Annotated in this window: 19 protein-coding genes and 1 tRNA gene; 7 read left to right on the top strand and 13 right to left on the bottom strand. The window is 69.1% G+C overall.

What is annotated here, in order from left to right; genetic code table 11:
• The first annotated feature begins 1 nt into the window (after position 1).
• From HRU81_05045 to HRU81_05030, 4 genes are all read left to right on the top strand, one after another.
• Positions 2-745 (top strand): 1-(5-phosphoribosyl)-5-[(5-phosphoribosylamino)methylideneamino] imidazole-4-carboxamide isomerase, encoded by a 744-nt coding sequence (locus HRU81_05045; GenBank protein ID QOJ31514.1) that lies wholly within the window; start codon positions 2-4, stop codon positions 743-745.
• A complete protein-coding gene (gene hisF, locus HRU81_05040; protein ID QOJ33290.1) occupies positions 727-1494 on the top strand; it encodes an imidazole glycerol phosphate synthase subunit HisF in 768 nt (255 codons plus the stop codon). Before HRU81_05045 ends, hisF begins: the two co-directional genes overlap by 19 nt.
• Positions 1491-1784: a phosphoribosyl-ATP diphosphatase gene (gene hisE, locus HRU81_05035; GenBank protein ID QOJ31513.1), complete on the top strand. Its 294-nt coding sequence runs from the start codon at positions 1491-1493 to the stop codon at positions 1782-1784. The genes hisF and hisE overlap by 4 nt, the downstream gene beginning before the upstream one ends.
• A 79-nt stretch (positions 1785-1863) precedes the next feature.
• Positions 1864-2796 carry a methylated-DNA--[protein]-cysteine S-methyltransferase gene (locus HRU81_05030; GenBank protein QOJ31512.1) on the top strand — a complete coding sequence of 311 codons (933 nt, stop codon included), beginning with the start codon at positions 1864-1866 and terminating at the stop codon, positions 2794-2796.
• Here the strand turns inward: HRU81_05030 and HRU81_05025 are convergent.
• The 3 genes from HRU81_05025 to HRU81_05015 form a co-directional block, all read right to left on the bottom strand.
• On the bottom strand, positions 2757-5387 hold the full coding sequence (locus HRU81_05025; GenBank protein QOJ31511.1) for a bifunctional aspartate kinase/diaminopimelate decarboxylase: 2631 nt from the start codon (positions 5385-5387) through the stop codon (positions 2757-2759). The two genes, HRU81_05030 and HRU81_05025, sit on opposite strands and share 40 nt — an antisense overlap.
• A gap of 237 nt (positions 5388-5624) precedes the next feature.
• Positions 5625-7325 carry a dihydroxy-acid dehydratase gene (ilvD, locus tag HRU81_05020; GenBank protein ID QOJ31510.1) on the bottom strand — a complete coding sequence of 567 codons (1701 nt, stop codon included), beginning with the start codon at positions 7323-7325 and terminating at the stop codon, positions 5625-5627.
• Between the two features lie 95 nt (positions 7326-7420).
• Positions 7421-8854, bottom strand: a complete 1434-nt coding sequence (locus HRU81_05015; protein ID QOJ31509.1) for an FAD-binding oxidoreductase — start codon at positions 8852-8854, stop codon at positions 7421-7423.
• 170 nt (positions 8855-9024) lie between these two features.
• Between HRU81_05015 and HRU81_05010 the strand changes: the two genes are divergently transcribed.
• Positions 9025-10263 carry a hypothetical protein gene (locus tag HRU81_05010; GenBank protein QOJ31508.1) on the top strand — a complete coding sequence of 413 codons (1239 nt, stop codon included), beginning with the start codon at positions 9025-9027 and terminating at the stop codon, positions 10261-10263.
• Between the two features lie 68 nt (positions 10264-10331).
• Here the strand turns inward: HRU81_05010 and HRU81_05005 are convergent, their stop codons facing one another.
• Both HRU81_05005 and HRU81_05000 read right to left on the bottom strand, forming a co-directional pair.
• Positions 10332-11045, bottom strand: a complete 714-nt coding sequence (locus HRU81_05005) for a hypothetical protein (protein QOJ31507.1) — start codon at positions 11043-11045, stop codon at positions 10332-10334.
• Positions 11046-11324: 279 nt separating this feature from the next.
• Complete coding sequence (locus tag HRU81_05000; protein QOJ31506.1) at positions 11325-12800, bottom strand: hypothetical protein; 1476 nt, start codon at positions 12798-12800, stop codon at positions 11325-11327.
• 16 nt (positions 12801-12816) lie between these two features.
• On the opposite strand from HRU81_05000, the gene HRU81_04995 reads away from it, so the two are divergent.
• Together HRU81_04995 and HRU81_04990 are read left to right on the top strand one after the other, a co-directional pair.
• Positions 12817-13068: a hypothetical protein gene (locus HRU81_04995; GenBank protein QOJ31505.1), complete on the top strand. Its 252-nt coding sequence runs from the start codon at positions 12817-12819 to the stop codon at positions 13066-13068.
• A 391-nt stretch (positions 13069-13459) separates the two neighbouring features.
• Positions 13460-14515 carry a nitrilase gene (locus tag HRU81_04990; protein ID QOJ31504.1) on the top strand — a complete coding sequence of 352 codons (1056 nt, stop codon included), beginning with the start codon at positions 13460-13462 and terminating at the stop codon, positions 14513-14515.
• A gap of 16 nt (positions 14516-14531) precedes the next feature.
• Here HRU81_04990 and HRU81_04985 read toward each other — a convergent pair whose 3' ends face one another.
• From HRU81_04985 to rpmI, 8 genes are all read right to left on the bottom strand, one after another.
• Positions 14532-15539: a DUF4437 domain-containing protein gene (locus HRU81_04985; GenBank protein QOJ31503.1), complete on the bottom strand. Its 1008-nt coding sequence runs from the start codon at positions 15537-15539 to the stop codon at positions 14532-14534.
• A gap of 166 nt (positions 15540-15705) precedes the next feature.
• Positions 15706-15782 (bottom strand) — tRNA-Pro (locus tag HRU81_04980).
• Between the two features lie 149 nt (positions 15783-15931).
• Entirely contained in the window at positions 15932-16288 is a 357-nt protein-coding gene (locus tag HRU81_04975; protein ID QOJ31502.1) for a MerR family transcriptional regulator, read from the bottom strand.
• Positions 16269-16568, bottom strand: coding sequence for an integration host factor subunit alpha (gene ihfA / locus HRU81_04970; protein ID QOJ31501.1), 300 nt, complete (start codon positions 16566-16568; stop codon positions 16269-16271). Before ihfA ends, HRU81_04975 begins: the two co-directional genes overlap by 20 nt.
• 26 nt (positions 16569-16594) lie before the next feature.
• Complete coding sequence (pheT, locus tag HRU81_04965; protein ID QOJ31500.1) at positions 16595-18976, bottom strand: phenylalanine--tRNA ligase subunit beta; 2382 nt, start codon at positions 18974-18976, stop codon at positions 16595-16597.
• Positions 18977-18983: 7 nt separating this feature from the next.
• Positions 18984-19967 carry a phenylalanine--tRNA ligase subunit alpha gene (gene pheS, locus HRU81_04960; protein QOJ31499.1) on the bottom strand — a complete coding sequence of 328 codons (984 nt, stop codon included), beginning with the start codon at positions 19965-19967 and terminating at the stop codon, positions 18984-18986.
• 75 nt (positions 19968-20042) lie between these two features.
• A complete protein-coding gene (gene rplT, locus HRU81_04955; GenBank protein QOJ31498.1) occupies positions 20043-20402 on the bottom strand; it encodes a 50S ribosomal protein L20 in 360 nt (119 codons plus the stop codon).
• Between the two features lie 15 nt (positions 20403-20417).
• Positions 20418-20615: a 50S ribosomal protein L35 gene (gene rpmI / locus HRU81_04950; protein QOJ31497.1), complete on the bottom strand. Its 198-nt coding sequence runs from the start codon at positions 20613-20615 to the stop codon at positions 20418-20420.
• Positions 20616-20684: the final 69 nt, after the last annotated feature.

The following is a 20684-nucleotide window of genomic DNA, read 5'->3' as shown; positions in this document are numbered from 1 at the left end:
CATGGAAATCATTCCCGCGATCGATCTGCTGGGCGGGCGCTGCGTGCGCCTCTACCAGGGTGACTTCGGGCGCGTCACCGGGTACGAGAGCGGGCCGCTGGAAATCGCCGCCAGCTACCAGGCCGCCGGTGCGCGCCGCCTCCACCTCGTCGATCTCGATGGTGCCCGTACCGGCCAGCCCGGCAACCTCGACCTCCTCCGCAGCCTCGCAGCCGGCTCGGGGATGAAGGTGCAGGTCGGCGGCGGCATCCGCGAGCTCGCCACGGCACAGATGCTGCTCGCGGCAGGCGCCGACCGCGTGGTACTCGGCTCGATCGCCATCAACGAGCCGCCGACCGCCATCGGCTGGCTGAACGCCCTGGGCAGCGAGCGCGTGGTCCTCGCCTTCGACGTGCGGCTGCAGGACGACGCGGCCGGGCCGGTTGCCGTGACCCACGGCTGGCGCGAATCCAGCGGGCGCCGGCTGTGGGAGCTGTTCGAGGTGTTCCTCGCCGCCGGCGCCCGCCATTTCCTCTGCACCGATGTCGGCCGCGACGGCACGCTCGCCGGCCCCAACACCGCGCTCTACGCCGAATGCCTGCGCCGTTATCCGCAAGCCCGCATCATTGCCTCCGGCGGCCTGTCATCGGCAGCCGACCTGCCGGCGCTCGCCGCCACGGGCGTGGCGGCCGTGGTCACCGGCAAGGCCCTGCTGGAAGGGCGCATCAGCCTCGAGGAGATGGGACGATTCTCGCGCGCCGGATAATTCCCTGCCTCGACGTCCGCGATGGCCAGGTGGTCAAGGGCACCCGCTTCCGCGACCACCGCGTCATGGGCGACATCCTCGAACTCGCGCGCCGCTACCGCGACCAGGGCGCCGACGAACTGGTGTTCTACGACATCACCGCCAGCCCCGAGGGGCGCGGCGTGGACCGCGGCTGGGTGCATCGCGTGGCCGGGGTGCTCGACATCCCCTTCTGCGTCGCGGGCGGCATCCGCAGCGTCGCCGAGGCCGAGGCCGTGCTGCACGCCGGTGCCGACAAGATCTCGGTCAACACCCCTGCGCTGGCCAATCCGGCGCTGATCGGCGAGCTGGCACGGCGTTTCGGCTCGCAATGCGTGGTGGTCGGCATCGACAGCAAGGAGCAGGACGGCGCCTATCGCGTGCACCAGAACACCGGCGACCCGGCCAGGTCGGGCGAATCCGGACGCGATACCCTCGACTGGGTGCGCGAGGTGCAGGAGCGCGGCGCCGGGGAGATCGTCCTGAACTGCATGAACCAGGACGGCGTCCGGCACGGCTATGATATTGCGCAGCTGCGCCGCGTGCGCGCGATCTGCAGCGTGCCGCTCATCGCCTCGGGAGGCGCCGGCGCCCCCGCGCACTTCGCGGACGTGTTCCGCGACGCACGGGTCGATGGCGCCCTGGCTGCCAGCGTGTTCCACACGGCGGCGATCGACATCGGTGAACTGAAGGAATACCTGCGCGGGCAGGCGATCGAGGTCAGGACATGAGCGACGCGGGAATCAGCTACCTCCAGGAACTGGAACGGGTGATCGAGCAGCGCAAGGCCGCCTCTGCGGAGCAGAGTTATACCGCGCGCCTGTATGCCGCCGGACCATCGCGCATCGCGCAGAAGCTGGGAGAGGAAGCCGTCGAGCTGGCGCTGGCCAGTGTCCAGGGCAACCGGCAACGCACCCTCTCCGAGGCCGCCGACCTGGTCTACCACCTGCTGGTGCTGCTGCGCAGTCACGACCTGACGCTGGCCGACGTGGCCCGCGAGCTCAGCCAGCGCCAGCGCTAGCCGGGCGCCGGCCACCTCGCCGCCGGCCGGCGCCGAAAACGGGAAGACCCGACGCCGGCGCGGCATTACCCTTGCGCGCATGAAGAAGCGCCCGCCTGCGTCCCGCCCACCCCGCCCGGCAGCCGAAGCCCGGCGTCCGGCGCCCGACTGGGCCGGACTGGTGGTGGCAGCCTGCCGCCGCATCGAGGATGCCGAACCCGGCATGCCCATCGGCGAACTGCTCGCCGGCCCCGGCGCCAGCCCGGCCGAACTGCGCCGCCAGTTCCGCGCCCGGCTGGGCACGACGCCCAAAGCCTACCTGCAGGCCCTGCGGCTGACCCGGCTGGTGCGCCGCGCCACGCAGGAGCCGGGCGCGCTGGCGGCCACCCTGGCGGCGGGCTTCGAGTCCGGCTCACGGGGCTACGCGGCGGCACGCCAGGCGCTCGGCGTGGCCCCGGGCGGCCTGCGCCGCGAGCTGCGCATGGGCTGGTGGCTCGGGCTCTCCGAACTCGGCTGGATGCTGATGGCGGCGACACCCGCGGGCATCTGCTGGCTGAGCTTCGGGCCGGCGCCGCAGGCGCTGCTCGATGAACTCGCCACCGCATTCCCGCGTGCCACCTGGGTGGCCGACGGCTCGCGCCTGCGCGCCTGGTTCGAGCAGGTGCGCCAGCACATCCTGCTGCCGGAGGCGGCGCTGGAGCTGCCGCTGGACGTGCGCGGCACCGCCTTCCAGGCGCGCGTGTGGCAGGCGCTGCGGAGGATTCCGCTCGGCCATACCCGCAGCTATGGCGAGCTGGCGCAGGCGCTGGGCCGGCCCAGCGCGGCGCGGGCAGTCGCCGCCGCCTGCGGCGCCAACCGCGTGGCACTGCTGATCCCCTGCCACCGGGTGATCGCGGCAGACGGCTCGATGGCGGGCTATCGCTGGGGCGTCACCCGCAAGCGCAGGCTGCTGGAACGCGAGGGCAGCCTGTGCGGCGGGGCTGCCGCCGGCGGTCAGATGGCGATTTCCACCGCTGGCTCGCGCAGGTTGTAGCGCGAGCTCATCACATGGCCGTAGGCGCCGGCGTTGGCGATCGCCAGCACGTCGCCTTCACGGCACAGGGGCAGCAGGCGGTCCGTGCCGAGCCGGTCGCCGGTCTCGCAGTTCGGGCCGACCACGTTCACCACCTCGGCCGAGGGCTCGCCCCAGCGCGAGAGGTTGGCGATCTCGTGGTAGGCGCCGTACAGGGCCGGCCGGATCAGCGAATTCATCCCGGTGCTCACGCCGACGTACTGCACCTCGCCCTTGCCCTTGGTCTGGGTCACCGTGGTGACCAGCACGCCGGCCTCGGCGATGAGGTAACGGCCCGGTTCGAGCCACAGCTCGTAGGCCGGCCAGGCGGCGCGGATCTCCTCGAGGCTGGCGCCGAGCGCCGCCAGGTCCAGCCGCCGGCCATCGCGCTTCTCGGGCACGCCCAGCCCGCCGCCGAGGTCGAGGAACCGCAGCTGCGGGAAATCCTGTGCCGCCGCGGCCAGCAGGCGCGCGACCTGCTGCCAGTTGCCGTGGCTGAGGATGCCGCTGCCGGTATGGGCATGCAGGCCGACGACGCGCGCGCCGGCGCGCTCGGCCAGGGCGCGTGCTTCCGCCAGCTCGAACAGCGGGATGCCGAACTTGGAATGCACGCCGGCGGTGCGCACGTGCTCGTGGTGGCCGTGGCCATGGCCGGTGTCGATGCGCAGGAACACCTCGCGTCCGGCGAACAGGCCGCCCCACTCGCGCAGCGGATACAGGTTGTCGAGCGTCAGCCAAACCTGCTGCTCGAGGCCGAACTGGTATTCCTCGCGCGGCGCGAAGTTGGGCGTGAAGAGGATGCGGCCGCGGTCGATGTCCGGGAACAGCTCCAGCACGCGGCGGATCTCGCCGGGTGACACGCACTCGAAGCCGAGGCCGGCCGCATGCACCTCGCGCAGTACCGCGGGATTGCTGTTGGCCTTCATGGCGAACAGCACGCGGCCCAGCGCGGGAACCGCCTTGAGCCGGGCAATGGCCGCGCGCACCGATTCGAGGTCGTAGACGTAGGCCGAGGAATGCCGGGCGGCGAGGCCGATCAGCTCGGCGCGCCGCCGCGCCCACCAGGGTTCGGGCAGCGATGCCGGCGCCGGGGCAGCTTCCCGCAGCTCCTCCCAGGTCGGCCCGAACACGGCGTCCTGGCGCGCGGGCTGCACCAGCAGCTCGTGCAGGGCCTGGATGACGCGGCGCGACTGGCCCTCCTCCACGACGATGCTGAGGTTGAGGTCGCTGGCGGCCTGGCTCATGAGGTGGATCGGCAACTCCTGGAATACATCGAACGCCGGACCGATCTGGTGGAGCACGGAGCGGATCTTCTGGCCAACGAGGCTGACGACCTCCACGTTCTCGATGATCTTCACCCGGCAGAGCTTCTCCAGCGCGGCGCGCAGCGCGGCGAGCGTGGCGGCGTCGATGGCATTGGCGCCGGGATCCAGGGTCACCGTCACGTTGCTCTCGGAGGTCGACACCAGGTCGATGGACAGGCCGAGATCGGCGAAGCAGCGGAAGGCGCTGGCGAGGAAGCCCACCGCCTGCCACATGCCGAGCGTCTCCATGGACACCAGCGTCACCCGGGTGCGCCCCGAGATGGCCTTGACGCGCGGCGCATCGCTGCCGGCATCGCGGCTCACCAGCGTGCCGGGCAGGCCCGGCTGGGTGGTGTCCTTGACCCGCAGCGGGATGCCCTGGTGGCGCACCGGCGCCAGGCAGCGGGGGTGCAGCACCGAGCCACCCGTGGAGGCGATTTCCTGGGCCTCGGCATAGCTCAGGGCGCGCAGCAGCCGCGCACCCTGCACGGTGCGCGGGTTGGCGCTGAACATGCCCGGCACGTCGGTCCAGATCTCCAGCCCGGCCGCGCCCAGCTTGGCGGCAAAGTAGGCGCCGGAGGTATCCGAGCCACCCCGCCCGAGGATCACGGTCTCGCCACGCGCATTGCTGGCGATGAAGCCCTGCGTCAGCACCACCCCGTCGGCTTCGCGGCAGCGTTCCTGCAGCGTCGCATCGGCATCGAAGCCGCAGCTGGCATTGACGTAGCGGGTACGTTCGCTGGTGCCCGGCACATCGACCGACTGCAGGACCTGCCGGGCATCGAGCCAGGTGGTCGCCAGGCCGCGCGCCTGCAGGTAGGCCGCGCCCAGCGTCGTCGACATCAGTTCCCCCATGGCCATGGCGCGGGCATGCAGGCGTGGCGTCACTTCCCCGGTGAGGCGCATGCCGGCGAACAGCTGCTCGAGCTCGAGCAGCAGGCCACCGACCAGGGCCCTGCCATCCACGCGCATCTCCGCGGCCAGCGCCAGGTGAGCGGCCTCGATCGCCGCCAGCTGCTCGCGCACGTCCTCGCGGGCGACACGGCCCAGGGCGTCCTGGATGCGGTTGGAGACGCCGGCCAGCGCCGAATGCACCACCAGCGGCCGGTAGCCCGCCGCCACCCGCTCCAGCAGCAGGTCATGGATGCCGGCCCAGTTGCCGGCAGTCGACACGCTGGTGCCGCCGAACTTGAGCACGATCCACGGCGCCTCGCGCAGCGAGGCTGCGCGGGGCCGGGCGGGAAAGGTATCGGCATCCAGTGTGGTCATGGGTGGTTTTCCTGCGTTGATGCGGCTGCACCGGCATTGGCTGCGCCCACATGCAAAAAGCCCGCGCCGGTCGTACCGTTGCGGGCTTCCTGGATGAACGCCTGGTTCCGGGCCTTGCGATTAAGCGCCTTCACCCCCGCAACACGGCGCCGGGGCCCGGGAGGCCTTGCGCTTGAGCCTGGACTGGCGGGGGGTGGCTGACATGGGGCGCAAGTAGACCGGATGCAGGCCAGCCGGTCAAGGGTCCGGCTGGCCCGTGGTGACGGCACCGCGCGAGGCCGAACTCACCAGCTGCGCGTACTTGGTCAGCACCCCGGGCCGCGCCGTGGCCGCGGGTGGCGTCCATTGCGCCCGGCGGCGCTGCAACTCGGCTTCCGTGACGTCCAGGATGATGGCCCGGGCCGCGGCATCGATGGTGATGACATCCCCGTCCCGGACCAGGGCGATCGGGCCGCCCACCGCGGCCTCGGGCGTCACGTGGCCGACCACGAAGCCGTGACTGCCACCGGAGAACCGGCCGTCGGTGATCAGCGCGACGCTGTCGCCCAGGCCGCGCCCCATGATGGCCGAGGTCGGGCTGAGCATTTCGCGCATGCCGGGGCCGCCCTTCGGCCCCTCGTAGCGGATGACGACCACATCGCCGGCGACGACGACGCCACCGAGGATGGCATCGAGCGCCAGTTCCTCGGAACCGAACACCCGCGCCTTGCCGGAGAAGCTCAGGCCCTCCTTGCCGGTGATCTTGGCGACCGCACCGTCCGGCGCGAGGTTGCCCTGGAGCACGACCAGGTGGCTGTCCTTCTTGATGGGCTGGTCGAAACCACGAATGATCTTCTGGCCGGCCGGATAGCTGCCGGCGCCGGCGAGGTTCTCGGCGAGGGTCTTGCCGGTGACGGTCAGGCAGTCGCCGTGCAGCAGGCGCGCGTCGAGCAGCATTTTCATCAGCGGCTGGATGCCGCCGATGGCCACCAGCTCCGACATGCTGTAGTAGCCGCTGGGCCGCAGGTCGGCCAGCACCGGCACCCGTGCGCCGATGCGGGTGAAATCCGCGAGGCCGAGCTCGATGCCCGCCTCGTGGGCGATGGCGAGCAGGTGGAGCACCGCGTTGGTGGATCCACCGACGGCGATGACCAGGGTGATGGCGTTCTCGAAGGCCTCCCGGCAGAGGATGTCCGAGGGACGGATGCCGCGGCGGACCAGCTCGACCACTGCCGCGCCGGCGCGTCGGCAGTCGCTGTGCTTGTGGCTGGACACGGCCTCCTGGGCCGAGCTGTCGGGCAGCGACAGGCCCAGCGCCTCGATGGCCGAGGCCATGGTGTTGGCGGTGTACATGCCGCCGCAGGAGCCGGGGCCCGGAATGGCCGTCTGCTCCACCTCCAGCAGCTGCGCCTCGCTGATGCGCCCGCTGGCCACCGCGCCCACCGCTTCGAATACCGAGACGATGTCGCGGCGCGCGGCGCCCGGCTTGATGGTGCCGCCATAGACGAAGACCGACGGCCGGTCCAGGCGCGCCATGGCCATGACGCAGCCGGGCATGTTCTTGTCGCAACCGCCGATGGAGACGAAGCCATCGAAGCCCTCGGCGCCGACCACGGTCTCGATGGAATCCGCGATGACCTCGCGGGACACCAGCGAGTAGCGCATGCCGGGGGTGCCCATGGAAATGCCGTCGGAGACGGTGATGGTGTTGAACACCACCGCCTTGCCCCCGGCCGCATCCGCACCGGCCGCCGCCTCGCGCGCCAGCGTGTCGATGTGCATGTTGCAGGGCGTGACCATGCTCCAGGTCGAGGCGATGCCGATCTGGCTCTTCCTGAAGTCGGCTTCGGTGAAGCCCACCGCCCGCAGCATGGCCCGGCTGGGTGCCTGGGCGATGCCGTCGACGACCACGCTGGAATAGCGGCGTTCGCCGCCTGGCCTGGAGCCCTTGTCCGTCATGTCCGGTTCCTGGTGCTGCTGGATTGGCGCGGCCACGCACGGTGCCCGCGGCTGGATCCGCCTAGTCTAGCATCCGCGGCGCGCCGGCCGCGCCCTCAGTCGCCGAGGATCTTCCCGGGGTTCATGATGCCGGCCGGGTCGAGCACCTGCTTGATGGCGCGCATCAGGTCCAGTTCCACGCCGCTGCGGAAGCGGCGCAGCTCGCGCGCCTTGAGCAGGCCGATGCCATGTTCCGCGCTGAAGCTGCCGCCGAGCCCGACGGCGATGTGGTTGACCTCGGCCGTCAGCGTCTCCCAGAGGTCGACGAAGGCCGCGGCTTCCATGCCGGTCGGCTGCGTGAGGTTGAAATGGATGTTGCCGTCGCCGACGTGGCCAAAGGCCACCACGCGGACGCCGGGCAGCACCTCGGCCACGCGCTGCGTCGCCTGCCCGAGGAACTCCGCCACCCGCGACACCGGTACCGAGACGTCGTTCTTGATGCTCGCCCCGCCGACCCTCTGCGCATCGGAAATGTGGTGGCGCAGCGCCCAGAATTCCTCGCGCTGGGCGCCGCTGCGCGCCGCCACGCCGTCGAGCACCAGGCCGGACTCCAGGCAGTCGCCGAGGAAATCCTCGAGATCCTCCTCGGTCCCCGCCTGGTCGCGGGCCGTAGCAATTTCCAGCAGCACGGTCCAGGGCGCCGGCTTGTCGAACGGCTCGCGGGCCGAGGCGAGGCTGGCCAGCACGAACTCGATCGACTGGCGGCTCATGAGCTCGAAAGCGATCAGCTCGTCGCCGAGCGCCAGGCGCGCACGGCTGTGCAGGGCGATGGCTGCCGCGGCATCCGCGAGCGCCACGACCGCGGTCGCCACGCCGCGCGGACGCGGGTAGAGCATGCAGGTGGCCGCGGTGATGAAGCCCAGCGTGCCCTCGGCGCCGATGAACAGCTGCTTGAGGTCGTAGCCGGCATTGTCCTTGCGCAGCGAGCGCAGGCCGTCGAAGACCCGCCCGTCGGGCAGCACCACCTCGAGGCCGAGGACCAGCTCCCGCGCCGTGCCATAGCGCAGGACGTTGGTGCCCCCGGCGTTGGTGGAGAGATTGCCGCCGAGCATGCAGCTGCCCTCGGAGGCGAGGCTCAGCGGGAAGAAACGGTCGGCCTCCGCGGCGGCCGACTGCAGGGCCGCCAGCACACAACCGGCTTCCGCGGTGATGGTGTAGTTGTCCGGGTCCAGGTCACGGATATCGGCCATGCGCCGTGCCGAGAGGATGATCTCCGGGGCCCCGACGGTCGAGCGCGCGACGGCGCCCCCCACCAGGCCGGTATTGCCCCCCTGGGGCACCACGCCGATGCCGTGGCGGGCGCAGAGGCCGATGACAGCGGCGGCTTCCTCGGTGGTGGCCGGCAGCAGCACCAGCTCGGCCACGCCACGATACAGGCGGCGCCACTCGGCCAGGAAGGGATCGAGATCCGCAGGATCCTCGAGGCAGCCACCTGGCCCGACGATGTCCCGCAGTTCGCGGGCGACCGCGGAGTCGATGATGCTGCTCATGTTCCTTGCGACGCTCCGGCGGCCGGCCTGCGGCTTGCGCCGTCGCCGATGGATGCAGTACGTTCTACCGCGCCTCATGTTAGTTCCCCATGGCCGGGGAGCCAAGCCTGGCCCGTACCCCTGCCGGGCCCACGAGTGACTGGATGGATGAAATCTTGCGAGGCCACGGCATGTCGGCTGACGCGGAGCGGGAAGCCGACGGCACGCTGGCCGGCGCCAGCCTGGGCTTGCGCCAGCGCAGCACCCTGCTGGACCTCGACCGGCAACTGCATGCGCACTGGAACCTCGGTCGCAACCTGATCCTGGCCTGGTGCCCGTACGAGAGCGGCGTGCTTGCACTGGTGGTGCCCCACTACGCCGTGGCCGAGTACGCCAGCGCAGGCGGTGGCGCCGCTGCCGCGGAGGATGCGCGCCAGGATTTCGTGCTGCGGCTCTTGTCGGGGCCGCGCCGCTTCGACCTGCGCCAGATCAGCAATGCCGCCCGGCTGCTGCATGCCGAGCCGGTGTACCTCGCGCTGCGCCAGCCGCTGGCGGGCAGCGACGGGGAAACGCAGCTCATCGACCACATGGTGCGCCGCTACGGGGTGAGCTTCGTGCCGAGCCGTGCGGTGGCGCTGTTCGACATCGTCGGCTTCAGCCTGTTGCGGCCCTTCGAGCAGATGACCCAGCTCAACAGCCTGGCGCACTCGCTGAATTCCGCCCACAGCAAGATGATCGGCAGCCGCGTCAACGTCAACTTCGCCCGCTCGGGCACCGGTGATGGCTTCTACATCTGGAACCGCGACCTCGGCGTCGAGGCGAACACCAACCTGTACCACCTCATGCACCTGGTGCTGGCCGACAACGCCATCGCCCGGCGCAAGGCCGTCGGCCGCTCCGTGCCGCTGCTGCGCGCCTGCTTCCATGCCGGCAGCTGCTACGAGTTCCACCATGCCGAGGGCCTGAACCCGACGCTGACCACGCAGATCGTCGGCGACGTCACCATCGAGCTGGCGCGCATGATCGAGCGCGCGCTGCCGGGGCAGATCCTGGTCGGCGACTTCCATGCCAGCCTGCCGGACGACGACGCCGCGGCCGGCCGCACCTTCGACCTCGATGCGGTGCAGTTCATGGACCGCGCCCAGGGCAACCTCTCGCGCCTCAACGGCCTGGAGCTGGCCGGCGAGGCGATCGAGTCCATCAAGTGCTACCTCACCGGCCGCGCCCGGGCCGACGGCACCTTCACCATCCGCCGCCTCGCCATCAGCGACAAGCACGGCCTCACGCACCGCGTGTTCAACGCCAAGGTGAACATCTACCGGCGGGCCGCCGAGCCCATCCTGCTCGGCATCGAGGACCGCTACCTGCAGGGCGACCAGGGGGCGCTGGCCACGGCCGGCCACATCGTCCGTCCGGCCACCACGCACTGATGATCAAGGGAGAGTCCAGTATCAGCTGTGTCCGGGGCGGGGGCGGCGTCACTTACGCATGCAATACATCAGTGGGCACTGGTATTGCCTGCTTTCCCGTTCGAGATGCGACCTTGAGGAATCCAGACAATCTGTCCTCGAGTCAGTGGCTCATCCCGAATCAGAATCTCTTGCCTCCCATCCGTCAGAGACACCGCTGCGACGTGCCAAGTCTCCACCGGGAAGCCACGCCACCACGCGCCGCGTGTCAGTTGCACAAGCAAAGCGTTGTACTCCTCAATGTAGACAAGGGGTGATGCATGCGGCGGCAGTTTCAGCTCCTGATAATCTCTGCCATCGAGGCCGACAAAATAGTGCTCGTCCGTTCCATCTATGCCACACAGAAGTTGGTGCGTTATTGTCCGCCATGCGTATGGGGTGCATCGTCGTGCAAACGGCAGCCGGGCGGCTTGATTTGTCGCTAGATTGACCAGCCAGGGAGCTATTGCTTGCCCCACCCCACTGCCTGCCTGGAGCACGATCTGATGAAGGCCGACCTGAACCACATTGTTATACGAGGGAAGACGACCCAATGCGGGCACTACCTCCTGAACATCGTGGTCATCAATCAGATCCGCCAGGAACAGGCGAGGGCCTGTTTCGGTGGAGGTACGAAAAAAAACATAGCTGTCGGAACCAGCCAGAAACGTCGGGTGGTAGCCCGCATGACGGTCATACGCGGCTGAAGTGTCCCGATCAATCACCACAATTCTCGATGGTGGGCCCATTCTGCTGGTATCCACCAACAGTCTCCTCTCGTCAACCACTGCCAGCGACCCGTACGGCGCATACGCCGACGCGGACCACTCGATCAATCGGACACTTGTTCGTGATTCCAGATCGAATTCGATGACCCCCTCATTGTTTGTCGTATAAATGAGGGTCCCGCGCGGCAAGATGCTACTGTGCATACTTTCCCCAGTGGCAGTAACCGGGAGCGACCATAAGGCAAAAAGAAGCAATGCTCCGGCAGGGCCATTGGCCCTTATTGGGTACGCGAGCAACTTTGGAAAACACATGTCCTAGTCGCTGAACCTAAGAAGGGTCTGATCTATGCGCTGCACGGAGGCGTGATAGGCCTCTCGTGCAGAAGACTTTCTTAAGCCGCCGACACGGTCGGATTGCAGAAGTACTCCAATGTCACGGGCCGGGCGCCCTTCCTGACGAAAATAGAGCGGGTGGTGCTCGTGCCCGGTGAACCCGCGCCGTGTGGTCGCCGTGATGGTGGTCCACTCCGCCGCCAGCAGCTGGTCCTGCCAGGCGCTGCCGCGGCGGGTCCCGAAGGCAGCGAAGCTCAGCTGGCTGAGCAGCGTGCCGTCGGCCTGCATCACCGCGGTGGCCGAGCCCAGATGATCCCCGGTGACGTAGTAGGTGGCGCTGGCCGGGCTGCCGGCGCTCTTGCGCACCTGCAGCGCCATCGTGCCCGCCCCTGCCGGGATGTAGTGCTTCCACTCGGTCACCGCGCCGCGGGTCACCTTCTCCATCACCCCGCCGAGGTAGAGCGTGGTCTCCGTGGTGCTGGCGGAGTACACCGCCACCTGCTTCCAGCGGCTGCGGTTGGGCCCATAGGCAAACTGGCTGGAGGCAAACTGGCTGGAGACACCGTCCTGGGTAATCAGGACGGGCAGGTCGTAGCTGCTCCAGCTGATGGTCCTGCCGTCGGTAGCACCTCCGCGGGTAGTCATGTTGCCGTTGGCGTCGTAGGCGTAGGTATCGCTCAGGCAGTCGCAGCCGCAGTCGTGGAGCACCTCGCTCACCGCGTGCGGGTGGGCCGCGTTGCTGTACTGGTAGCTGTAGCTCATCCCGCCCTCCAGCCGGCTCGCGATGCTGCCGTTGGCGTTGTAGCCGAGCGCGAGGTTCTGCATCCCGGCGCGCTGGGAATAGGACAGGCGGTTCAGCGCATCGTAGAAGAACGTCTCGGTCAGCCCGCCCTGGGTGTGGTCGGTGCGGGTCTTCAGGTTGCCGCCGGCATCCCAGCTGAACGAGAGGTCCTGGCGCACCGCGCTGCCCACGCTCGCCGTGCGGCTCTCCAGCAGACCGGTCAGCGGATCGTGGCTGCTGATCACGCCGATCCCCGGGCTCGCGCTGCCGAGCGTCTCATCGAGCGCCTGGCCGCGGGCATCCATGGTGTTCAGCTGCCAGAACACCGTGGCCGGGTTGTCGTAGTCCGAGACCTTGTTCAGCAGGCCGTGGTCGTAGCCGTAGCGCACCCGCAGCGGCGTGCCCGTGCTCGCCGGGTAGGTCAGCGAGTCGGGCATCCCGGCAGCGTTGTAGTCGCGCTTGAGCACATAGGGTCCGCCATCGGCCGTGATCGTGGTCTGTGCCAGTCGGCCGGCCGAGTCGTAATCATAGACCTCCGCGTAGCCGTCCGGGCCGCTGACCTGGCGCAGCTGGCCGATCTCGTGCAGCCCCGCCTGGGTGCCCCAGGTCCAGGTGCTGGTGCCCTCGGGTTCGGTCCGGGTCAGGGGGCGGCCGAGCGGGTCTGGCCGCCGTGCCATCGGCCCGACGGACTTCGTGTCGGTGGGTGACCGCGGCTGGCTCGACGCACAGGGCTATCTCTATCTCAGCGGACGGATCGATGAGGTCATCAACAACGGGCGCCTCAAGGTTTACCCGGAGGAGATCGAGCAGCTCATCCTCAGCCATCCGGCGATCGAGGACTGCGTGGTCTTCCCGATCCCGGACCCTGTGTATGGCCAGGCCATCGCCGCAGCCGTCACCATCGCGGCCGGACACACATTGCGGGAAGCGGATCTTTGCGCATGACTCGCCGGCCGCATGTCGGAACACAAGCTGCCTGTACGCATCTGGTGCGAAACCCAGCCACTGAGGGCCAGCGCCGGAAAGGTCAACCGGCACGCGCTGGCGGAGCGGCTGCTGGCCGGCTCGACCCGAGCGGCCGAGCGAATCTGCCCGCATCGGGTCATGCAATGATGCGTCTGGGTTCCCGACATCCGGCAAAACCAGGCTGCCAGGCGAAATGCCGGAACGTCCGGTCGCGGAAGCTCACTGGCAACCGGCTGCTGCGTCACTCGATCACCGCTACCGCAGGTCGCCGGCTGCGCGCCGGTCGGCTACACTCCGGCGGCATGGGCTTTGAACGTCCTATACGCGACGACGCTGCGGCCAACATCGTCCGCCCGGCCACCACGCACTGATGAACCGGCAATCCATACGCTACAGCGCGCTGGCGCTGCAGGTGACCACGCACTCCGTGGGGCATCTCGCCAGCGGCGACGACACCCGGCGGCAGCTGCGGGAGCACATCGCGCGCCTGGCCCGGACCGTCGCTGCCAGCACGCAGCTCGTCGCCCACACCAGCGGCTCGGCCGTGCGGCTCGTGGTACTGCCGGAATACGCGCTCACCGGCTCGCCGACGCCGGGCCGGTTCGCCATCTGGCGCGCGCGGGCGGCGCTGGTGCCTGGCGGCGCGGAATACGAGGCGCTGGGGAGGATTGCCCAGGATGGCGGCCTGTACCTGGCGGGCAATGCCTACGAGGCCGATCCCGCCTTCCCCGATCTGTATTTCCAGGCCTGCTTCATCATCGGCCCGGCCGGCGACGTCATCCTGCGCTACCGGCGCATCGTCTCGCTGTATTCGCCCTCACCCTACGATGTCCTGCAGCGCTACCTCGACCTCTACGGCCCGCAGGCGCTGTTTCCCGTGGTCGACACGGACATCGGGCGCCTGGCCGCGGTCGCCTCCGAGGAGATTCTCTATCCCGAGATCGCCCGCTGCCACGCCATGCGCGGCGCCGAGATCCTCGTGCACTCCACCAGCGAGATGGGCAGCCCACGGCCCACCGCCAAGGACATCGCCAAGCGGGCGCGGGCCGCCGAGAACCTCGCCTACGTGGTCTCCGCCAACGCCGCCGGCGTGGTCAACACCCCGCTACCCGCCCAGTCCACCACCGGCATGGCCAAGATCATCGACTACGAAGGACGCATCCTCGCCGCCGCACCCGGCGGCGGTGACAGCCTCGCCGCCCACGCCGAAATCGACCTGCACGCCCTGCGCGCGCGCCGTCGCCAGCCGGGACTCACCAACGTCCTCGTCCGCCAGCCCTTCCAGGCCTATGCCGAGAGCTACCGCAGCGTCACCTTCCACGCCGCCGGCCAGCTCGAAGCAGCCGGCATCACCGCCGAGACCGCCACGCTGCGCGAAGCGCAGCTGCGCGACATCGAGCGGCTGGCGGGGCTGGGGTTGATTTGAGGGCCAGCGTGGCCAGCTAGCGACGCCGCCCCTTCGCGCCGCCCTTGCGGCTGCTGCGTTCATGAGCGTGCGCCTCGCCGTCCCCGTGGTCGTGAACGTAGAGGTCGGCAGTGCCTGCGCCAGCCTGGCCGTCCTCGTTGGCGTAGTCGTAGGCGGGGAACTCGAAGTCGTGCGGATGGTTGTGGCCGTCCGGCGAGCGGATCCACTTGTAGAGGTTCGGCTTGTTCCGGCGCAGCTGGGCGGCGGAGCGCTCGCGGTTCTCGTCGGGAGTGGACCACGGGTTGAAGTGGAAGTAGTTGTGCAGGATGCTGTCGGTGCGGCCGAAGCCCAGCACGCCGAGTTCGCTGGCGAAGGCGCCGTGGTTGATCCAGGCGGGCCGCCAGAAGTAGCCGCCGGTCGGCAGGTTGCCGAACTGCATCATCGAGGAGGTGCCCCAGATGTGGTAGCTCTCCTCCGCGCAGTCGTGGTAGGAGATGTTGTCCTGCCAGTAGTTGGGCGTCATGCAGTAGAGCAGCGAGTGCGCGTGGGTCTGCGGGTCCGAGCGCAGCATCTTCACCATGCAGCCGGGCGCCACCGACGGATTGACGAAGTTGGCGACCTTCCACTGCAGGCCCTCGTAGGCGTCCACCATGATGAGCTGGTCACGCAGCGCCCGCGGGTGGTCCTCGTCGGACTCGAGGAAGCTCGGCTCGCCGTAGTTGTAGAACATCAGGCCCTCGGCACCGCGCGGCGAGCTCATCGCCGGCATGGACACGCCCGCCGGGACGAAGAAGTAGTTGCCCTTCCCGTACACCTTGTCGCCGTACTGCACGGATCCGGACAGGATGAACAGTTCCATCTCCGAATAGCTCATGCCCGGAGGCTGGCGATAGCCCGACTCGAACCGCACCGTCATCGAGCAGGCCCCGGTGTCGGTATCCAGGCTCAGCATCTTGTACTTCATCCCCTTGGGGAAACCCGGCAGGGTCATTCTCTTGAAATCGACATCGCGGTCGACGAAAGGCTCGATATGCGGACGTGCCATGGCTGTGGATCTCCGTGAATGCGCTTGCTGGCCGGACTCTGCACCGGAACGACGCGCCCGGCAAATCGGCCGGGCGCCGGGCTTTGTCATGTCGTAATGACAATAGAATGCCGAAAAAAGCCCCGGAGTGAAAGCAGCATGACGCCGCGAGGCCTTGAACGGAAAATGGTCGGGGCGAGAGGATTCGAACCTCCGACCCCCTGCACCCCATGCAGGTGCGCTACCAGGCTGCGCCACGCCCCGAATCGGAAACTGCGGAATGATCCTGCCACCTGCGGATCGTGCGAACCGGCGAGCCGCGCAACGTGTGCGGAGACCGCCGGTCGGGGGTAAAGAGCCCGCAAGGGCGCGCAATCATAACCCAGCCGCCGCCGCCGGGGAACCGCGGGCGCTCAGCGGCGCAGGATCTTCAGGATTTCCTCGAGCTCGACGCGCAGCTGCCGCACGATCTGCTGGCTCTGGGAGACGTCGCTCTTCGCTTCCTCGCCGGTGAGCTTCTGGCGCGCACCGCCGATGGTGAAGCCTTCGTCATACAGCAGGCTGCGGATCTGGCGGATGATCAGCACGTCCTGACGCTGGTAATAGCGCCGATTGCCGCGGCGCTTCACCGGCTTGAGCTGCGGGAACTCCTGCTCCCAGTAGCGCAGCACGTGCGGCTTGACCGCACACAGCTCGCTGACTTCGCCGATGGTGAAATACCGCTTCCCTGGGATGGGCGGCAGTTCGTCGTTATTTCCCGGTTCCAGCATAGGCTTCCACTCGGGCTTTTAGTTTTTGTCCCGGACGGAAGGTCACGACCCGCCGCGCGGTGATGGGAATTTCTTCGCCCGTCTTCGGGTTCCGGCCCGGCCTGGTATTCTTGTCGCGCAGATCGAAGTTGCCGAATCCGGACAGCTTCACCTGTTCGCCGCTGGCAAGGGACGCTCGCAGGTCCTCGAAAAAGAGGTCGACGAGTTCCCTGGCTTCACGCTTGTTGAGGCCAAGCTCGTTGAACAGGGATTCTGCCATATCGGCTTTTGTCAGGGCCATGACTGCTGATTCTCTCGCTGGCCGGCCTATTGTCTGATTCTGGCCTTGAATTCGCGGCCCAGCGCCGCAGTCACTTCCTGCAGGACGCCGTTCGCTTCCTCGTCCGTTAGGGTGCGGGATGTATCCTGCAAAATCAAGCCTATAGCAACGCTTTTTTCAGCGTTGCCAACCTGCGGACCGGTGTATATGTCAAATACGAACGCATCCCGCAGCAGCGCGGGCGGCGTGGTGGCACGCACCCGTGCCAGCAGGCTCGCCACGGGAATGTCCCGCGTCACCACCATGGCGATATCGCGGCGCACCGCCGGCAGCTGCGAGAAACCCGCGAACGAAGGCTTCGACGGGATCAGCGCTTCCAGCGACAACTCGAAGAGCATCGTGCCCGGCAGCTCCAGTTCCGCGGCGAGCGCCGGGTGCAGCTCGCCGAGCCAGCCGGCATCACGGCCCGCCACGCGGATGCGGGCGGACCGGCCCGGGTGCAGCGCCGGATGCGACGCCACCTCGAAGCTGACGGCATCCAGCCGGCCACCCCGGGCCAGCAGGGCTTCGACGTCCGCCTTCACGTCGAACACGTCCACCGGCTGGGCGCGCTCGCCCCATTGCTCGGGCCAGCGCGGGCCGATGGCGATGCCGGCCAGGCAGCGCTGCTCCTCCGGCGCCTGCCCGTCACGCCCCAGGTAGCGCGCGCCGGTCTCGAACAGGCGCAGCCGCGGTTGCTGCCGGCGGAGGTTCTCGCGCGCCGCCAGCACCAGTCCGGGCCACAGCGACTGGCGCATCACCGCCAGCTCGGCGGAGATCGGGTTGGCCAGCTGCAGTGCCGCCGCCGGATCGGCGCCGAAGCGGCTCGCCATGGCCGGCTCGATGAAGCTGTAGGTGATGGCCTCCTGGTAGCCGCGCGCCACCAGCAGCATCGCTGCATGGCGCACCGGATCCGGCACCTCGCCCACCGCTGCCGGCTGCACCGTTGCCGCACCGGGCAGGGCGGGAATGCGCTCATAGCCGTGGACGCGGGCAACCTCCTCGATGAGGTCCTCCTCCCGCTCGATGTCGAAGCGTGCCGCCGGCGGCGTCACCAGCCAGCCCTCCCCGTCCGGTTTTACCTGCATGCGCAGACGCACCAGGATCTCCTGCACCTCCGCCGGGTCGATCTCCACGCCCAGCACCCGGGCGAGACGCGCGCGGCGCAGCCGCACGGCATGGCGCACCGGCAGCCGGGCCGGTTCGCAGCGATCCACCACCGGCCCGGGCCGGCCACCGGCAATGGCCAGCACCAGTTCCGTGGCGCGCTCGATGGCACGTGGCGGCAGCGTCGGATCCACACCACGCTCGAAGCGCAGCGAGGCCTCCGTATGCAGGCCGAAGCGCCGGGCCCGGCCGGCCATGGCGGCCGGCGTGAAGAAGGCGGCCTCGAGAAAGATGTCCCGCGTGGTGGCGCTGACCGCCGTACGGCTGCCACCCATGATGCCCGCCAGCCCCACCGGCCCCGTCCCGTCGGCGATGACCAGCACGTCTTCCTGCGGGTGGACCTCCTGGCCATCGAGCAGCACACAGGCCTCGCCCGGCCTGGCGAGCCGCGCGGTGACAGCGCCATCGAGCCGCGCCAGGTCATAGGCATGCATCGGCTGGCCCAGCTCCAGCATCACGTAGTTGGTCACGTCCACTACCGGGTGAATAGGGCGCACGCCGCAGCGGCGCAGCCGCTCGCGCATCCACAGCGGCGTTGCCGCATCGGGCCGCAGGCCGCGGATGATGCGGCCCGCGAAACGCGGGCAGGCGCCAGCATCGGCGAGTTCGATCGGTTGCACATCGGCAATCGTCGCCGCGATGGCCGGCTGCGCGGCCTCGGCCCGCGGTGCCGCCTCGAGGGCCGCGACTTCGCGGGCGATGCCGAGGATGCTGAAGCAGTCGGCGCGGTTCGGCGTGATGTTGAGATCGAGCACCGGATCGCCCAGCTTCAGCAGGCCCGTGACATCGCTGCCCGGCACCGCATCGGCATCGAGTTCCAGCAGGCCGTCGACACCGGCCTCCAGGCCCAGCTCCCTGGCCGAGCACAGCATTCCGGCAGAGGGTTCCCCGCGCAGTCGCGTCGGCTTGATGACCAGGCCACCCGGCAGCCGCGCACCTTCCAGCGCCGTGGCGTACAGGCCGCCTTCGCGGACATTGGCGGCGCCGCAGACGATGCCGAGCGGCTCGGTGGCGCCGATGTCCACCTGGCACAGCGACAGCTTGTCGGCGTTGGGATGCCGCCTGAGGCCGACGACGCGCCCGACGACCACCCGCTCCAGCGGTTCGCCTGCCCTGTCCAGGGCATCGACCTCCAGGCCGAGCATGGTCAGCCGCCGGGCCAGCGCCTGCGGGTCCAGCCCGTGGGGAACCTGTTCCTGCAGCCAGGAGTCGCAGATCTTCATCGGCGCCTCAGTTGAACTGGCGCAGGAAGCGCAGGTCGTTGTCGAAGAACAGGCGCAGGTCGTTGACGCCACAGCGGAGCATCGTCAGGCGCTCCACGCCCATGCCAAAGGCGTAGCCGGTGAACTCCTCGGGATCCACACCGGCCTGGCGCAGCACTTCAGGGTGAACCATGCCGCAGCCGAGGATCTCCAGCCAGCGCCCGGATTCGGCCTGCACATCGACCTCCGCCGACGGCTCGGTGAAGGGGAAATAGGACGGCCGGAAGCGCAGCGTCGCCGGGCGCTCGAAGAAGCGCTCGACGAACTCGTGCAGCACGGCCTTCAGGTTGGCGAAGCTGACACCGCGACCGACCACCAGGCCCTCGACCTGGTGGAACATGGGCGTGTGGGTCATGTCCGAATCGCAGCGGTATACACGCCCTGGGGCGATGAGCCGGATCGGTGCCCCCTGCGCCCGCAGCGCGCGGATCTGCACCGGCGAGGTATGCGTGCGCAGCAGCCGCCCGCCAGGGAAGTAGAAGGTGTCGTGCATCGCGCGCGCCGGATGGTTCTCCGGGATGTTCAGCGCCGTGAAGTTGTGGAAGTCGTCCTCGATCTCCGGCCCCTCGTGGACCGCGAAGCCGGCGCCGCGGAAGATCGCCTCGATGCGCGCCAGCGAGCGGCTCACCGGGTGTTCCCCACCCGGCGCCGTACCGCGTCCGGGCAGTGTCAGGTCGACGCGTTCCCCGGCCAGCGTGGTCGCCAGCTGCTCGGCCTCGAGCTGGGTGCGGCGCTGTTCCAGCGCGGCGATGACGGCATCACGGGCCACGTTGATGGCCTGGCCGGCCGCCGGGCGCTCCGCGGCCGGCAGCCCGCCGAGCTGCTTCAGCAGCGCCGTCAGCTCGCCCTTCTTGCCGAGGAAGCGGACCCGGACTTCATCGAGCACGGCGAGGTTCGCGGCCTCGGCCACGGCAGCCCGCGCGCGACCCATGAGCCCTTCGAGTGCGTCCATAGGTTCCTGCAACAGAACGGCCCCGGCACCTCTGCCGGGGCCGTCCGGTGATCTCCGCCAGCGGCCGCGGCCGGATCAGGCCGCGAGCTGGCCCCTGGCCTGCTCGGCCAGGGCGGCGAAGGCCTCGGCATCGTGCACCGCCAGGTCGGCGAGGACCTTGCGGTCGACCTCGATGCCGGCCAGCTTCAGTCCGTTGATGAACCGGCTGTACGACAGGCCGTGGGGCCGGATGGCGGCGTTGATGCGGGCGATCCACAGGGCGCGGAACTCGCGCTTCTTCACGCGGCGGTCGCGGAACGCATACTGCCCCGCCTTGATGACAGCCTGCTTGGCCGCACGGTAGACCTTGCGGCGACCGTTGTAGTAGCCCTTGGCCTTCTTGAGGATCTTCTTGTGGCGCTTGCCTGCGGTAACGCCACGCTTGACTCTTGCCATGTCCTGTTCCTCCCGTTACGCGTAGGGCAGCTGCTTGCGCAGGCCCGGCACGTCGCATTCCTCGACCTGGTGCATCGGGCCGAGCTGGCGCTTCCGCTTGGCGCTCTTCTTGGTGAGGATATGGTTCAAGTGGGACTGGCCGTGCTTGAAACCGCCATTCCCCGTTGCACGGAAACGCTTTGCAGCGCCGCGCTTGGTCTTCATCTTCGGCATGTCACTCTCCTGGGGCCTGAACCGAACCTCGCGGCCGGGGCAGGCGGGTTTCGGCCAGAGGCTCCGGGC

Source organism: Gammaproteobacteria bacterium, from assembly GCA_015709695.1.
Classification (GTDB): Bacteria; Pseudomonadota; Gammaproteobacteria; order Steroidobacterales.
The sequence above is the reverse complement of the archived record's forward strand: the minus strand, read 5'-3'. Positions and strand labels throughout refer to the sequence as shown.

Excerpts from the sequence above, each read along its gene's own strand:
- HRU81_05045 (QOJ31514.1), top strand. The coding sequence starts at position 2 with ATGGAAATCATTCCCGCGATCGATCTGCTGGGCGGGCGCTGCGTGCGC.
- hisE (QOJ31513.1), top strand. The coding sequence starts at position 1,491 with ATGAGCGACGCGGGAATCAGCTACCTCCAGGAACTGGAACGGGTGATC.
- HRU81_05030 (QOJ31512.1), top strand. The coding sequence starts at position 1,864 with ATGAAGAAGCGCCCGCCTGCGTCCCGCCCACCCCGCCCGGCAGCCGAA.
- HRU81_05025 (QOJ31511.1), bottom strand. The coding sequence starts at position 5,387 with ATGACCACACTGGATGCCGATACCTTTCCCGCCCGGCCCCGCGCAGCC.
- ilvD (QOJ31510.1), bottom strand. The coding sequence starts at position 7,325 with ATGACGGACAAGGGCTCCAGGCCAGGCGGCGAACGCCGCTATTCCAGC.
- HRU81_05015 (QOJ31509.1), bottom strand. The coding sequence starts at position 8,854 with ATGAGCAGCATCATCGACTCCGCGGTCGCCCGCGAACTGCGGGACATC.
- HRU81_05010 (QOJ31508.1), top strand. The coding sequence starts at position 9,025 with ATGTCGGCTGACGCGGAGCGGGAAGCCGACGGCACGCTGGCCGGCGCC.
- HRU81_05000 (QOJ31506.1), bottom strand. The coding sequence starts at position 12,800 with ATGGCACGGCGGCCAGACCCGCTCGGCCGCCCCCTGACCCGGACCGAA.
- HRU81_04990 (QOJ31504.1), top strand. The coding sequence starts at position 13,460 with ATGAACCGGCAATCCATACGCTACAGCGCGCTGGCGCTGCAGGTGACC.
- HRU81_04985 (QOJ31503.1), bottom strand. The coding sequence starts at position 15,539 with ATGGCACGTCCGCATATCGAGCCTTTCGTCGACCGCGATGTCGATTTC.
- HRU81_04975 (QOJ31502.1), bottom strand. The coding sequence starts at position 16,288 with ATGCTGGAACCGGGAAATAACGACGAACTGCCGCCCATCCCAGGGAAG.
- ihfA (QOJ31501.1), bottom strand. The coding sequence starts at position 16,568 with ATGGCCCTGACAAAAGCCGATATGGCAGAATCCCTGTTCAACGAGCTT.
- pheT (QOJ31500.1), bottom strand. The coding sequence starts at position 18,976 with ATGAAGATCTGCGACTCCTGGCTGCAGGAACAGGTTCCCCACGGGCTG.
- pheS (QOJ31499.1), bottom strand. The coding sequence starts at position 19,967 with ATGGACGCACTCGAAGGGCTCATGGGTCGCGCGCGGGCTGCCGTGGCC.
- rplT (QOJ31498.1), bottom strand. The coding sequence starts at position 20,402 with ATGGCAAGAGTCAAGCGTGGCGTTACCGCAGGCAAGCGCCACAAGAAG.
- rpmI (QOJ31497.1), bottom strand. The coding sequence starts at position 20,615 with ATGCCGAAGATGAAGACCAAGCGCGGCGCTGCAAAGCGTTTCCGTGCA.